The organism is Psychrobacillus sp. PGGUH221 (genome assembly GCF_042055255.1).
Classification (GTDB): domain Bacteria; phylum Bacillota; class Bacilli; order Bacillales_A; family Planococcaceae; genus Psychrobacillus.
Genome location: NZ_JAQMHQ010000001.1, coordinates 733,562 through 746,800, shown reverse-complemented (window position 1 = coordinate 746,800; position 13,239 = coordinate 733,562). Strand labels below are relative to the sequence as shown.

At 37.0% G+C, this 13,239-nt stretch carries 13 protein-coding genes; 5 read left to right on the top strand and 8 right to left on the bottom strand.

Features of this window, described 5'->3' with window-relative positions; translation table 11 throughout:
• The first annotated feature begins 8 nt into the window (after nucleotides 1-8).
• Together PGC35_RS03480 and PGC35_RS03475 are read left to right on the top strand one after the other, a co-directional pair.
• Nucleotides 9-875 carry a GNAT family N-acetyltransferase gene (locus PGC35_RS03480; protein WP_375218196.1) on the top strand — a complete coding sequence of 289 codons (867 nt, stop codon included), beginning with the start codon at nucleotides 9-11 and terminating at the stop codon, nucleotides 873-875.
• 1,587 nt (nucleotides 876-2,462) lie between these two features.
• On the top strand, nucleotides 2,463-3,182 hold the full coding sequence (locus PGC35_RS03475; protein ID WP_053592195.1) for a glycerophosphodiester phosphodiesterase: 720 nt from the start codon (nucleotides 2,463-2,465) through the stop codon (nucleotides 3,180-3,182).
• Between the two features lie 57 nt (nucleotides 3,183-3,239).
• On the opposite strand, the gene PGC35_RS03470 is transcribed toward PGC35_RS03475, so the two are convergent.
• Complete coding sequence (locus PGC35_RS03470; protein ID WP_375218195.1) at nucleotides 3,240-4,064, bottom strand: alpha/beta fold hydrolase; 825 nt, start codon at nucleotides 4,062-4,064, stop codon at nucleotides 3,240-3,242.
• A gap of 176 nt (nucleotides 4,065-4,240) precedes the next feature.
• Between PGC35_RS03470 and PGC35_RS03465 the strand changes: the two genes are divergently transcribed.
• Complete coding sequence (locus tag PGC35_RS03465) at nucleotides 4,241-4,837, top strand: TetR/AcrR family transcriptional regulator (RefSeq protein WP_375218194.1); 597 nt, start codon at nucleotides 4,241-4,243, stop codon at nucleotides 4,835-4,837.
• A 76-nt stretch (nucleotides 4,838-4,913) separates the two neighbouring features.
• Here PGC35_RS03465 and PGC35_RS03460 read toward each other — a convergent pair whose 3' ends face one another.
• From PGC35_RS03460 to PGC35_RS03445, 4 genes are read right to left on the bottom strand one after another with little or no spacing between them, the layout of a single operon-like run.
• The gene (locus tag PGC35_RS03460; protein ID WP_375218193.1) at nucleotides 4,914-5,921 is read right to left on the bottom strand and encodes a FecCD family ABC transporter permease; all 1,008 of its coding nucleotides are present in this window, start codon (nucleotides 5,919-5,921) and stop codon (nucleotides 4,914-4,916) included.
• Nucleotides 5,918-6,916: a FecCD family ABC transporter permease gene (locus tag PGC35_RS03455; protein ID WP_375218192.1), complete on the bottom strand. Its 999-nt coding sequence runs from the start codon at nucleotides 6,914-6,916 to the stop codon at nucleotides 5,918-5,920. Before PGC35_RS03455 ends, PGC35_RS03460 begins: the two co-directional genes overlap by 4 nt.
• A 59-nt stretch (nucleotides 6,917-6,975) precedes the next feature.
• Nucleotides 6,976-7,896, bottom strand: a complete 921-nt coding sequence (locus PGC35_RS03450; RefSeq protein ID WP_375218191.1) for an iron-hydroxamate ABC transporter substrate-binding protein — start codon at nucleotides 7,894-7,896, stop codon at nucleotides 6,976-6,978.
• 4 nt (nucleotides 7,897-7,900) lie between these two features.
• The gene (locus PGC35_RS03445) at nucleotides 7,901-8,692 is read right to left on the bottom strand and encodes an ABC transporter ATP-binding protein (RefSeq protein WP_053590625.1); all 792 of its coding nucleotides are present in this window, start codon (nucleotides 8,690-8,692) and stop codon (nucleotides 7,901-7,903) included.
• Nucleotides 8,693-8,814: 122 nt separating this feature from the next.
• On the opposite strand from PGC35_RS03445, the gene PGC35_RS03440 reads away from it, so the two are divergent.
• The gene (locus PGC35_RS03440) at nucleotides 8,815-9,855 is read left to right on the top strand and encodes an NAD(P)/FAD-dependent oxidoreductase (RefSeq protein WP_056828194.1); all 1,041 of its coding nucleotides are present in this window, start codon (nucleotides 8,815-8,817) and stop codon (nucleotides 9,853-9,855) included.
• 101 nt (nucleotides 9,856-9,956) lie between these two features.
• Here PGC35_RS03440 and PGC35_RS03435 read toward each other — a convergent pair whose 3' ends face one another.
• The gene (locus PGC35_RS03435) at nucleotides 9,957-10,979 is read right to left on the bottom strand and encodes a DUF2804 domain-containing protein (RefSeq protein ID WP_056828192.1); all 1,023 of its coding nucleotides are present in this window, start codon (nucleotides 10,977-10,979) and stop codon (nucleotides 9,957-9,959) included.
• Nucleotides 10,980-11,124: 145 nt separating this feature from the next.
• Here PGC35_RS03435 and PGC35_RS03430 point away from each other — a divergent pair, with 145 nt between their 5' ends.
• Nucleotides 11,125-11,613, top strand: coding sequence for an amidase domain-containing protein (locus tag PGC35_RS03430; RefSeq protein ID WP_053590622.1), 489 nt, complete (start codon nucleotides 11,125-11,127; stop codon nucleotides 11,611-11,613).
• A gap of 48 nt (nucleotides 11,614-11,661) precedes the next feature.
• Here the strand turns inward: PGC35_RS03430 and PGC35_RS03425 are convergent, their stop codons facing one another.
• Nucleotides 11,662-12,513, bottom strand: a complete 852-nt coding sequence (locus PGC35_RS03425; protein ID WP_375218190.1) for a DegV family protein — start codon at nucleotides 12,511-12,513, stop codon at nucleotides 11,662-11,664.
• Between the two features lie 104 nt (nucleotides 12,514-12,617).
• A complete protein-coding gene (locus PGC35_RS03420; protein ID WP_375218189.1) occupies nucleotides 12,618-13,190 on the bottom strand; it encodes a glycerol-3-phosphate acyltransferase in 573 nt (190 codons plus the stop codon).
• Nucleotides 13,191-13,239 lie beyond the last annotated feature (49 nt).

Sequence of the window (13,239 nt, the reverse complement as noted above, 5' to 3'; positions counted from 1 at the left end):
GAGGAAATATGCATATTTCTTTTATGACTGTTTCAATACCATTAGATGTTGATACGATGCTAGAAATAAAAGCATTGATACAAGAAGTATCTATGGAAGATAAAGAAAACTATACTTCTTTGTTAAGTATAGATGAACTGACGGATTATCATTTAAAAGGTTTTTGCGTGTTAGCATACAACGACGAATCAGATAGGTTAATTGGGTTAGCAACTGCTATAGACCGCGTCGCTACATCGGATTTCGAGTGGAGTGCAGTAGTTTTACCGAGCTTCCGTCGTAAAGGAATTGGGGATCAACTTGTAAAGGAACTGATAAGAAACTTAGAGCTTAGAGGAGCAGAGACCGATTTAGCAATAACTCCAGAAACTGCAGAAGCAGGTCAACATTTGCTAACGAAGCTTGGGTACACCCATGACTTTTCGGAGAGAACGATGGGAGCAAATGCAGAAATTACTTCCGTTTCAAATGATATTAAAATTATTCCCTACAAGGACGAAGAATCCGCAGTAATAGAAGTGTTAGTAAGTGCTTTTGGAGACACTGAAGAGGAAGCTAGAGAACTAATTGCATTTAATACAATCACGCCAAATCGACAACTCATCGTAGCATTAATGGATAATAACGTTGTAGGCACTGTTTCTTTAGTAGATGATTCTGATAAGTTATGGGTAACTGGACTAGCTGTTCATGAAAGAGCACGAGGTCTAGGGGTAGCAACTGCATTATTAAACTGGTCCAAAAACGAAGCATATCTCTTAGGAAAAACATTCGTATATTTAGACGTAGAAACAGATAATGAAACTGCATTATCTATCTATATGAAAGCAGGATTTCAAACCATCCAGCATACTCATTTTTATAGAAAAGGATGATCCCAATTGGGTCATCCTTTTTTTAAAGAGTAGGAAAGAATATTAATTTAGTAACTAGTTTACCTTCCATTTGACGAGGAGCAATTAGCTTTCCTTTCTTACGCTGAGGACACTGAAAAAGTCCTCAATCGACAAGTTGTTCACATTCTCAATTTTTATTTTGGACCCGTTAATTTCCGTTCCAGGCGGACGCTTTACGCCGGCATGGCTTCAGCCTCTTCCCTTGCTCCTGCGCAAAGCTCGTCGCAAAAAACAATGCTCCTGCGCAAAGCTCGTCGCAAAAATTAATTTCGCTACGCTCAGTCCAGGGTCTTCAGCTCATGCACCTGACGCTTCGCTTTCGGTGCAGAAAACATTTGCTATTCCGGCTGGAGTCGCCGCCTTACACTACAATTTCTATTACCCCCTTTCAATTAGAAAACGATCATGCCATTAAAAGAGCATGTTTTTATCATGTGAATTTTTTCAATTAGTATTTATAGAAAATCGTTGAAAAAGGCGACACTCCTGCTGGAATAGCGTTGGCCGAAGACCCCGCAGTTGAGGGGAAGGCAATCTAAGTTCGCCGCATCCTGCGGCAACGATTGCATGACCAACATCGTGTTGGCCTAGGAGTCTAAGGCAACGCCCGCGGAAAGGGAGCCGTTTCAACGATTTTCTTATTTATCTGACGACATTTTTTAGTAAAGTCAAATTCTATAGATTTTTTCAGTGCCATGCTACTATCCTGCAGAGATAACACTAAACAAAGTATCGATAAGGTTTGAGGTATAAATCAGTCACTAATAAATATCCTAAAGAAGGGAATTACTATCATGTTGAATATAGAAAAATAGTAAGCACTCACCTAATAGAGGAGAACGATATCGACCGAAACGGCATCTTCGGGAGCTTACAATATAAATAGGCAGCATCTATTCTCTTATTTTCAAAACCAGTCTCCAAATGTTGCACGAGGGCGACGGACAGAAGATAGCGATAAGATTACCGAAAAAAGAAGGGGTGGTCGTGACGACAGTCACGACCACCCTTTCAAAATAATTCTACGGTAATAATGGTGCCAAAGTCTGTCCATAGCACTCCGGAAAACGATTGAAAACAGGTGGCTATTAAAGTGCGTTACAAGCGCATTTCTTAAAAACAGAAGTCGAATTGGAGGAAAGCAAAGCAACCAATCCCCTTACGAAATCTACCAAATATATTGGAAAGCCACTAGATTAACAAACTCTAAACATAACATTCACATCTCTTTCATAAACTATCTATATGATGAATGATGAAGACATCGTTCAATCGAAAAGGAGAGATACATATTGGGTTTAAACGAACGCAATGTAACATTGAGAATTTCGAATAAACGATTAAAATCTTTGCCTTTCACTCACTTAAGACAAATGGTTCAAACAAGTCTACAATGGACTATTCTTAAAAAAGCACGACCACCTAAGTTAAAATATATTCCTATCCCACCAAGGGATTAATTTATATAGCGTCATTTCCTTTTGGAGATGGCGTTTTTATTATTAGGTTCTAACTGTGTATAATAGGAAGTATATAAAAGGAAGAATATTGATGGGAGGTCTTCACTTGAAAGTGTATGCACACAGGGGTTCGGCAGGGACACATCCAGAAAATACGATTGCTTCGTTCAAAGCAGCTGCAGCTCTTCCAGTACATGGGGTAGAATTTGATGTTCATATGACAAAGGATGGGGAGCTAGTTGTCATTCATGATGAGACAATTGACCGTACATCTAACGGAAAAGGCTTCGTCAAGGACATGACACTGGCAGAGCTGAAAAAGTATGATTTTGGTAAGAGTTTTTCTTCTAAGTTTAAGGGAGAACAAATTCCGACACTTAGAGAAGTATTATATGTATTTAAAGATACACATCATCATATAAATATTGAATTGAAATCAGATGTTTTTCCATATGAGGGGATGGAACGAAAGGTTCTGGAAATGTTGAAGGATTATCGATTAGAGGACCGTGTTGTAATCTCGTCTTTCAATCATGAAATGGTCAGAATTTTTAAGAAGTTGGCTCCTCAAATAGAAACGGCCATTTTATTTATGGAAGTAATGATCGCTCCACATGATTATGCGCGTATAGTTGGAGCTGATGCGCTTCATGCCTTTTTCCCGACTGCGCTAAGACCGATGGGAATAGAAGCGGTTGCTAGCGGAAGAAAGCTTCGTGTTTTCACAGTGAATGAAGAAGCATATGCAGATATGCTTAGAGCTGTCAAAGTGGACGCGATTTTTACAGATTACCCAGAAAAAATGTATAATTATTTGAATAAATAAAGTTAGAATGGACTGCGGCATAATGCAGTCCATTATTTATGTTTATGGGAATTACAGTTATACGCTTTTTAAATGTTTTGTGAGAATAGCTATAAATTCATTTGGGGCTTCCAAAGGAGTGAAATGACCTGCCCCTGAAATGATGTGATAATTGGCATGGTGTAACTCTTCATCTTTTAACTTTCGACCATATTCCGGGAGTATATAAGTATCGTGCTCGCCGAAAATGATGGAAACCGGCATTGAAAGAAATTCTGCTAAACGTCCACGATAAATTTCTAGTTTGTCCATATCACCCGAACGGTATAATTCTAGAGCGATTTTAATTCTTGTTGGATCTGAAAATAGTTTATAAAAATCCTCCACAATTGCTTGAGAAAGGTTTGGAACTGATTTTTTTATAAAACCCTCAAATACTGATTTATTTTTTAGATATTCAATAAATTGCTCTCCACCACCAAGAGAACGCATAATTAATGCGTCTTTATGCCAAACAAAATCAGGACTAAAAGTAGCATCTGCAATGATTAAACTTTGAACACGTTCAGGATTGCTACATGCCCATCTTGTTCCTATAAGGCTTCCCCAGTCATGGGTGACAAGATGAAATTGTTCTAGAGAAAGCTCTTCTGAAAAGTCACTTATAAATTCCATATATCTCTCCCAGGTAGAAGGTTCATTAAAAGCTTCGCTTTGACCAAAGCCAGGTAAATCTGGGGCAATCGCTCTGTAACCAGCCTTCTGTACAGACGTGACTATTTCTCCCCAAAGCAATGAAGATTCCGGGAAACCATGTAAAAAAAGTACAGCAGGGGCATTTATCAAACCATCATCCAAAAAGTACACTTCTCTGCCTCGAATTGTTAAGCATTTCTTTTGCATAAACAAATCCTCTCTCTATTTTAGTACCGACCGGTCTGTTTTAATTTATCATATTGCAAACTAGACTGCAAGACAATTTTTAATTACCGGAAAATTTACGCATTTATTGATTGTTATTCAAAACGTAGTATAATGTCTTGAGACTAAACGGTACTTTTTTATGGGAGGTATGATAAATGCGAAAGGGACAAATTACAAAAGAACATATAATCCGCGAGTCGGCCGGTTTATTTAATACAAAAGGATATACAGGCGCTTCTCTTTCAGAGATTATAGAGCGTTGTGGTATAAGAAAAGGTGGCATTTATAATCACTTTGAAAACAAAGATGAAATAGCTCTGGCGGCTTTTGATTATTCATTTTCGCAAATTCTGTCTTTCCTTACCAAAGCACTAGAGAATGCAAGTAATTCTAAAGAAAGTTTGTTAGCAATTTGCAACGTCTATATCGATGTCATTGAAAACGACTCTTTGGAAGGAGGATGTCCGATATTAAATACAGCCATTGAAAGCGACGATGGACACCCTTTCCTTAAAGAGAAGGCTCAGCAAGCAATGAAAACTTTTATCGGAAAATTAACTATGATTATTCAAAAAGGGATAGAGAATAAAGAATTTAGAGAAGATATAAATACAGAAGAGGCATCTACCTATATTATTGCAGTGATAGAAGGTGGTGTAATGCTAAGCAAGCTATTTGATGATAGCAAATACATTAGACACTGCTCAAGTAATATAATTCAATTTATTGATCATCAAATGTTAAACATATAAAACAGGACGAGAGAATTATTAGACAATAAAGTAAAAACACGAGCGGCTACAGCCGTTCGTGTTTTTTTCTTCCAAATTATTTCTTCCATAACAAATACATGAAATATGGAGCACCTATGAGGGCGACCATGACTCCTGCTGGAATTCCATTTGGTTCAATAATATTTCGACCAATTGTATCTGCAAAGAGTAAAAGCCAACCGCCTATTAAAAGCGCTATTGGTACGAATAATTGATGTCTAGGACCAACCAATGACTTAGCTATGTGTGGCGCCATTAAACCTATAAAAGCAATACCTCCAGTAACAGAAACAGCAGAGGCTGCCAAAGCGACAGCTGCCAATAACAGAACAATACGTTCCTTTTCTATGGAGACGCCAACACCGACCGCTACAGGCTCACTTAACCCTAAAAGGTTTAACTTATTGGCTTTATAAAGAGTGAAGGGGATTAAAATAATTAACCATGGTAAGAGGGCAAAAATAAATGGCCAATCAGCCCCCCAAATGTTACCCGCTATCCATTTTGAGATAAAATCTACCTTTTGGCTCTCGGCAGAGGAGATAAGCACAATCATTAAACCAGATAATGCCATGGAAAAACCTACTCCGGTAAGAACTAATCTTACTGGTTGCAAACCTTCTTTGAGATTATAAGATAAAAGGTAAATAAAACCTGCACTAAGTAATGCTCCAATAAACCCAACAGCAGGTAGTAAATAAACAAAAGAACCTGGTTCAATGGGAAAGAATAAGAAAAATAAAGAGATTGCTACTCCTGCCCCTGAGTTTATGCCAATAATACCTGGGTCTGCTAAATCATTTCGTGTAATTCCTTGTAATATTGCTCCAGAAAGTGCTAATGCCATTCCGGCAAGAATTGTTATAATAATTCTTGGTAATCGTATAGAAAATAATACAAATTCTTCTTTGAATGTCCCATTCCCTAAGATAGTCTGTACAAGACGATCAAATGATAAAGAAGAGTACCCAAGTCCAGCACTTACAAAAGCTGTAAATAAAAGTAGAGTAAGTAAACTAAACAGAATTATACGTTGTTTTTTTATTAGTTCAGATTGAATCATCGGAATATGCCTCCTCCTTTACGGACTATTATTAAGAAGAAAGGTAATCCCATTATTGCAATAATTGCAGCAACAGGTGTTTCATAAGGGATATTTATTGTTCGTCCTAGCGTGTCCGCTATCAACATGAGAATGCCTCCTACAACAATGGACATAGGAATTATGTAACGGTAATCGGTGCCAACAACAGCGCGTAAAATATGAGGAACCATTAATCCCACAAACGCCATATTACCGACAATTGCAACTGAAGCACCGGCTAGTAAAATAACGGCAATGAATAAGATAATCTTTATTTGAACAGTTTTTTGTCCGAGTCCAACTGCAACCTCTTCATTGAGACTTAAAATAGTAAGTTGTCTAGAGAGTAGTAGGGCGATTAAAATGCCTACACCAATAAAAGGACTTATGATTGCAAGTTGTTTCCAAGAGGTACCGATTAAACCTCCTGCTGTCCACATCGAAACATCCTTTGAAATTTTAAAGTAAATTCCGACACCATCTGCGATAGCATATAGAAAAGCGGAAACTGCCGCACCTGCAAGAACGATTCGAAATGGAGAAAAACCGCCTTTTTTTACAGCACCGAGACTAAAAACCATTAATGCACCAATAGCAGCTCCTATAAAACATGCAATTGTTATCCCTAAATAGTTGGTAACAGGTAACAGAGCGATTGTAATAGCCAGTGCTGCGTTGGCTCCCGAAGTTAATCCTAATAAACTAGGATCAGCAAGAGGGTTACGGGTGATACCTTGCATAATGGCTCCAGAAACAGCAAGAGCAGCACCTACAATTATTGCCGCAACTTCCCGAGGTAAACGAATTTCTCGAAGAATATTAATTTCATCGCTCTTCATATTTGTAAAAATAGCACTCCACACATCTTGCATTGTTGTTTCTGCTGCACCAAACACCACAGAAATGATAAACATAGTCAGAAGCATGGCCAACCCTATGAAAAACTTTATACCAAACTGAACAGAAGTTTTCATACTACTTATCCTTTCTCATGAAAGAGGGAGGAATCCATTACTAGGATCCTCCGTCATTATTACTTACTGCTTATGAAGTGGTCTTTAAAGAATTCAAGTTGGAAATCTAATGAGATTGGATCATTAAAATAAAATTCCTTTGCATTTGCTTCAAAAACCCGATTATTTTTCACAGCTGGGATATTTTTGTATACATCTGTTTCTTGGAAAGAGTTGTCTTGATCTGCTGTTTTACTAAAAATGACATAGTCTCCACTGAATTCTGGTAATACTTCTAAAGATAAAGCATAGTATCCAGCTTCTAATGCCATTTCCTTTACTTTCTCCGGCATTTTTAAGCCCATCTCCTGATAAAGTACTTCCGTTCCACGACCCCAGTTATCACCAAATACATATAGTTGTTTATCGAAATTCTCAATTACTGAAACGGTTGCATCTTCACCAATTACTCCTTTTATTTCATCCCCAGTTGATTTAGCGCGTTCTTTAAAATCATTGATCCAATCCTGTGCTTCTTTTTCTTTGTTTAATAGTTTTCCAATTTCTAAATGCTGTGTTAAGTAATCTACTTTTCCATAAGTGAATGTTACAGTTGGTGCAATTTCTTTTAATTTATCTAAATTTTGAGCGGTTGAAAGACCGATGATTAAGTCTGGATTTAGTTCGATAATTTTCTCAAGATTTTCCTCTGATACTTCCTCCACATCTGCTAAATAGCTTTCGTATCTAGGGTTTTCTTTAGACCAAGAATCTACTCCTACTAAATTAACTCCAAGCGCTGCAACATTCCCGGCGAATGAAGATACAACAACAACTCTCTTCGGATTAGCGGGAACTTCTATTGGACCTTCTTCAGATTGATAAGTAATAGTAGTAGGCTCTTCTTTTTCTTCACTTGCTTTTGTTTCTGTAGGTTCGCTATTACATGCCCCTAATACGAAGGCGGTCAAAAATAAAATAGATAATAATAATTTTTTCATGTTCTTATTCTCCTCTGAGTAAATTGTATGTAATGCACATAGGTTTGCTTGTTCGTGGATCAATACCAATTTCAGCATCAATTTGGAACACATTTTGTAATACTTTTTCTGTAATCACTTCATTGCAGCTTCCTGCCTTAACAATTTGCCCTGCTTTTAAAGCGATTATATAGTCGGCAAATCGAGCAGCTTGATTGAGATCGTGTAATACCATGACAATTGTTCGTTTTTCTTCTTTGTTCAGCTTTTGTAAAAGCTCAAGGACCTCTAGCTGATGGGCCATGTCCAAATAGGTGGTAGGTTCATCTAAGAAAATAATTTCTGTTTCTTGAGCAAGCGCCATTGCTATCCAAACTCGTTGGCGTTGACCTCCAGATAAAGCATCAACGGGGTAGTGCTTAAATTCACTTGTACCTGTAACTCTTAGTGCCCAATCGATTACCTCAAAATCCTTCTTAGAAAGACGTCCAAATCCTGTCTGATAGGGAAATCGACCATACGAAACGAGCTCACCAACAGTTAGACCAGCAGCGCTTTCAGGTGTTTGAGGTAAAATGGCCAACTTCTTTGCTAGATTCTTCGTGTTTTCTTTTGAAACGCTTTTTCCATCTAAGACGATTGCGCCAGACTGGTGCGAAATAATACGAGTAATAGCTTTTAGAAGAGTAGATTTACCGCATCCATTCGGCCCAATAATAGTTGTAATTTTTTGGTCGGGTATTTCAACAGATAATTCTTTCACAATTAATCGATCGCCATAGCCAATAGACAAATCATCTGTATATAGACGAACCATATGTTAACCTCCAAACTAAAGATTGCTTTTATAATTGATAACGATTATCATTATCATATATGCAACTATATGTAACTTTATGAACGATGTCAACAATAATTTTTAGTGAGGGACGGGATCGAATGGATAATATTTTTGATGTAACGATTATTGGTGGAGGTCCAGCAGGACTTTATTCTGCTTTCTACAGTGGGTTGCGAGAGATGAAAACAAAGATTATCGAATATCAGCCTCATTTAGGAGGGAAGATACATGTTTATCCAGAGAAGATGATTTGGGATGTTGGAGGACAAACGCCAATTTCGGGTGAAAAGCTAATTGGTCAATTGGTGCAGCAAGGACTAACGTTTAATCCAGAGGTCGTATTAAATGAAAAGGTAGAATCGATTTCTCGTGAAGAAAATGGATTATTTGTTTTGCATACTACATCTGGGCAGCAGCATTTCTCTAAAACCATTATTATTGCAGTTGGAAGTGGAATACTCAATCCTATTAAGCTAGAGATTGAAGGGGCAGAAAGATATGAAGTGAGTAATTTAAATTACACGGTGAAATCTCGACAAAGATTTAAAAATAAAACGGTTGTCATTTCAGGAGGAGGAAATGCAGCGATAGATTGGGCAAATGAACTAGAGCCAATTGCTAAAAAAGTTTATGTTACTTATCGAAAAGATGCGTTGAATGGTCATGAGGCACAAATAAGTCAACTTCTCGAGAGCTCCGTAACGTGTTATTTTAATACAACTATATCAAAGCTAATAGCTAACGATAATCATGACGTAATTGAGCGCGTTGCTTTAACAAATCATGAAACTGGAGAGGTTACGTATTTAACAATTGATGAAGTGGTCATCAATCATGGGTATGAACAAGATGCAGATTTATTGAAGAATAGTAACGTAGATATTAACATTGCAGAGAATTTTTATGTTGCTGGAAATAGTTTAAGTGAGTCTTCTGTTGAAGGTGTTTTTGCGGCTGGGGACATTCTTCATCATCCTGGTAAACTACATTTAATTGCAGGAACTTTCCATGATGCTGCTAATGCAGTCAATTGTGCAAAACAATATATTCAACCAGATGCAAGTAAAATTGCAATGGTTTCCTCTCATAACGAAGTATTTAAGGAGAGAAATAAAGAATTGATTAAACAACTGATTTAAGGAAAAGGGTTATTCCAACTAACCATCCATTGTCAACACAGCCAAAAAAACACTGCTTCCTGAGTAGACAATGCCTCAGGAAACAGCGTTTCATATAATTATTACCATTTGGCCTTGTGCTCTTCAATACAACCGAGCAATTCCCGAATATTCAGAGTTGGGCCGTTTTCGAGTTGGATTTTCCCATTATAATAACCTGTCATTTGATGGACTTCGGAGGAAATTAGCTTTGCATCAGTTTTAGCAATACGGTGGGAGAATGGGGTGAAGGTTAAATTCACTTCATTGGAAAATTTAGTTTTAATAGTCCAAGGTTGCATGAAATCATGTGGGTTATAAGAAAACAATAAATCTTCATGTATTTTTGTCATCTTCCCATCTACAAAAATAGCGTTTTCCGTCATCCCTGTACCATCGGTCCATTTACCGCCAAAGTTTAACCCGATTCTTTTTAGACCTACACGTTGGGATGCAAATCCCCAGTTCCAAGTGGCCTCTCGTGGCCAAACTCCTCTTCCATAGTCAAGCACCGAGAAATTATCCTCTCCTTGAAAAGAATAACGAGCCTCACCAATTTTCACAAAACCATTTGTAGGTAATAGATGATGCTTTGCCGTAAATTGAAATTGTGTACGACTCCATGGAATTACAACATTTAATGATTCATCTTCTACAGGATGTGAAATATGTAAGTCAGCATGCAAGAGATCTCCATCAAAGTTAGGGATAGTCACAGTCATATGTGTCTCATTCTGTATATATAAAAGCTGGATGGACATTTCTTTTGAATGTAATTGAACAGTTTCTAGAATTTGTGTTGGCATTTTGACTTTATTTCCTAAAGGAATGGTTACCGTTTTCTCCACAAATCGTTGCGTTTCGTAATTTAAAAAGTAAACAAAGCAAACTGCTGCGTAATCTAAATGACTAATTGTTGCAGAAAAGAGAATTTCATCCCCGAACACGCACCAATAATTCCACTTCTTTTTCCGCATATAGTGCCCCTTTAGATTGCTTTCAATAATTGGTTTTTTAGCATATCCAATTGCCTTAGGATTCAAGTTCCCCTTATCATCGCAAAGCAGGGTAGGTACTGTAATTTCTTTCTCTGCATGTTGTGGCATCAGCCATCTTCCTTTCTAAAACCGAGCTTCAGTCCACTTTTTCTACTCAGTTTCTATTTGTTTGCTTAAAAAAAGGATTCATTGAATCAATACTAGCATATATTTTCATTGAAATCATATAAACAAAGTATAGGGAGGTTGAAAATTGGTTAAGTATGATCGTGATGCAGCTGTGGCATATGCACAAAAGTGGTGGAATAGTTATAATCCGAAATTTCCAAAATTTGATGTGGATTGTACAAATTACATTTCACAATGTCTATTTGCGGGAGGTGCCCCGATGAGAGGACAGCCAAACAGAGAGAGAGGCTGGTGGTTAAGTAGTAATTCATGGAGTTTAAGTTGGAGTACCCCACATTCGTTACGTTGGTACTTAGCGGGATCTACAAAGGGATTACAGGCAACACAAGTAAATTCACCTTCAAAACTTGTTCCTGGTGATTTAATTTTTTATGATTTTCAAGGGGACGGAAGATACGATCACTCTACTATAGTTACAAGTATTCAAAATGGAATGCCATATGTTAACGCTCATACGAATAACAGTCGAAATAGGTATTGGAATTATGCAGATTCCTATGCGCATACTTCAAAAACTAGTTATATTTTCTTCCACGTTAAAGACAATTTTTAATCATAACAAAGGAGGGTGACCAGGATGGATTGGTGACCCTCTTTTTTGTTAGGTAGCGTACCAAAGTACAGCAAGTGTTTCTTCTCCAGCATGCACAGCAAGTGAAGTACTTATTTCTCCAATAGTGATCTGTAAGTTAGGTACTTGCATCTGAATGGCATCTTTTAAGCTCTCTGCCTGCTCCAAAGCATTAGCATGCATAATATAAACTATTTCTGCTCCTTCTGTTTGTACGGATTCCACTACTTTATTTATCAAATACTGTATTGCTTTTTTATGAGAACGAACCTTATCTAATTCTTGAAGCTCACCTTTATTGTTAATTTGTATAACAGGTTTTATTTTCAAAAGATTACCAAGATAAAACTGGACACTACTTAGTCTTCCACTTTTGTAAAGGCGAGTTAAATTACCTATTAGAATATAATTTCGAAACTTAGTAGCATATGTTCTTAATTGGATGGCTATTTCTTCAAAGGATAATCCTTGTTCTTGTAAAAGTAGTCCTTTATCAACAAGACCAGTAATCCCAGCAGATAATGAAAGGGAATCAACACATTCCACATTTACTTTCGCTATTTGAGCACCACTCATCGAGGCTGAAATTGTTCCACTTAATTTGTTGGTAACGTGGATTGCTATGATTGACTCATATTCCTTGTCTAATTTTGAATATAGCTCAGCAAACTGGCCAGCGGACGGTTGAGATGTCTTGATGGACTCCGTTTCTATACGAAGTCGGTCGTATAATTGTGCTGAAGTTAAGTCAACACCATCTATAAATTCCTGTTGACCGAAATGGATATTAAGCGGGATCACATAAACGTCTGGATGGTTTTTTAATGTTTCACTTACATATGCACTACTATCTACAACCCATGCTATTTTTTTCTTCGTCATATTAAACATCCTATTCAATAAATTATTTAAATGATAATAATTATAGCATACAGATTAATAGTATACTCAGAACTTCTTGGGAAATTGTTATAATATTAATAACATTAAATAGTCTTTTTCCACCATCTTTCATTCCATGACTCAATCATGTCAAATCGATGGCGTATCAAGATAATAAAAATAGCTATAGAAAGTGGCCAAGCATCTTGAAAAGCTGGGTACAACAAACAAATGCAAGCATATGCGAAAAAGGCAACGATCATGCTCAAGGTTGCACTTCGAAGAATTAATATTAATAAAAGAAAAAGTAACGCAAATATTCCAAATAATAGTGTATTATAAGTAAGAGCGACACCAATGAATGTAGCTATCCCCTTACCACCTTTAAATTTTAACCAAAATGGAAAAAGATGACCTAATATAACAAATAATCCTCCGATTGCAATGTATTCATAGGAAAATTGAAAATAAAAGCCAATACAGATAACGAAAACACCCTTAAAGGCATCACCTAAAAAAGTAACTAAAAAGGCTGATCTTCCAAGAACTGCACCAGCATTTCTTGCACCTAGGTTACCACTTCGAAGTGTTCGTAAATCAGTTTTTTTCCATTTTCCTACCCACCAAGCGGTTAGGAAGGTGCCAACTATATAACAAATAATCCAATACAGAAACATTACATCACCTCAATTAGGTTTGATTGTGAAAGTAGAAAGGCTGCAAAGT

Excerpts from the sequence above, each read along its gene's own strand:
- PGC35_RS03480 (WP_375218196.1), top strand. The coding sequence starts at position 9 with ATGCATATTTCTTTTATGACTGTTTCAATACCATTAGATGTTGATACG.
- PGC35_RS03470 (WP_375218195.1), bottom strand. The coding sequence starts at position 4,064 with ATGCAAAAGAAATGCTTAACAATTCGAGGCAGAGAAGTGTACTTTTTG.
- PGC35_RS03465 (WP_375218194.1), top strand. The coding sequence starts at position 4,241 with ATGCGAAAGGGACAAATTACAAAAGAACATATAATCCGCGAGTCGGCC.
- PGC35_RS03460 (WP_375218193.1), bottom strand. The coding sequence starts at position 5,921 with ATGATTCAATCTGAACTAATAAAAAAACAACGTATAATTCTGTTTAGT.
- PGC35_RS03455 (WP_375218192.1), bottom strand. The coding sequence starts at position 6,916 with ATGAAAACTTCTGTTCAGTTTGGTATAAAGTTTTTCATAGGGTTGGCC.
- PGC35_RS03450 (WP_375218191.1), bottom strand. The coding sequence starts at position 7,896 with ATGAAAAAATTATTATTATCTATTTTATTTTTGACCGCCTTCGTATTA.
- PGC35_RS03445 (WP_053590625.1), bottom strand. The coding sequence starts at position 8,692 with ATGGTTCGTCTATATACAGATGATTTGTCTATTGGCTATGGCGATCGA.
- PGC35_RS03440 (WP_056828194.1), top strand. The coding sequence starts at position 8,815 with ATGGATAATATTTTTGATGTAACGATTATTGGTGGAGGTCCAGCAGGA.
- PGC35_RS03435 (WP_056828192.1), bottom strand. The coding sequence starts at position 10,979 with ATGCCACAACATGCAGAGAAAGAAATTACAGTACCTACCCTGCTTTGC.
- PGC35_RS03425 (WP_375218190.1), bottom strand. The coding sequence starts at position 12,513 with ATGACGAAGAAAAAAATAGCATGGGTTGTAGATAGTAGTGCATATGTA.
- PGC35_RS03420 (WP_375218189.1), bottom strand. The coding sequence starts at position 13,190 with ATGTTTCTGTATTGGATTATTTGTTATATAGTTGGCACCTTCCTAACC.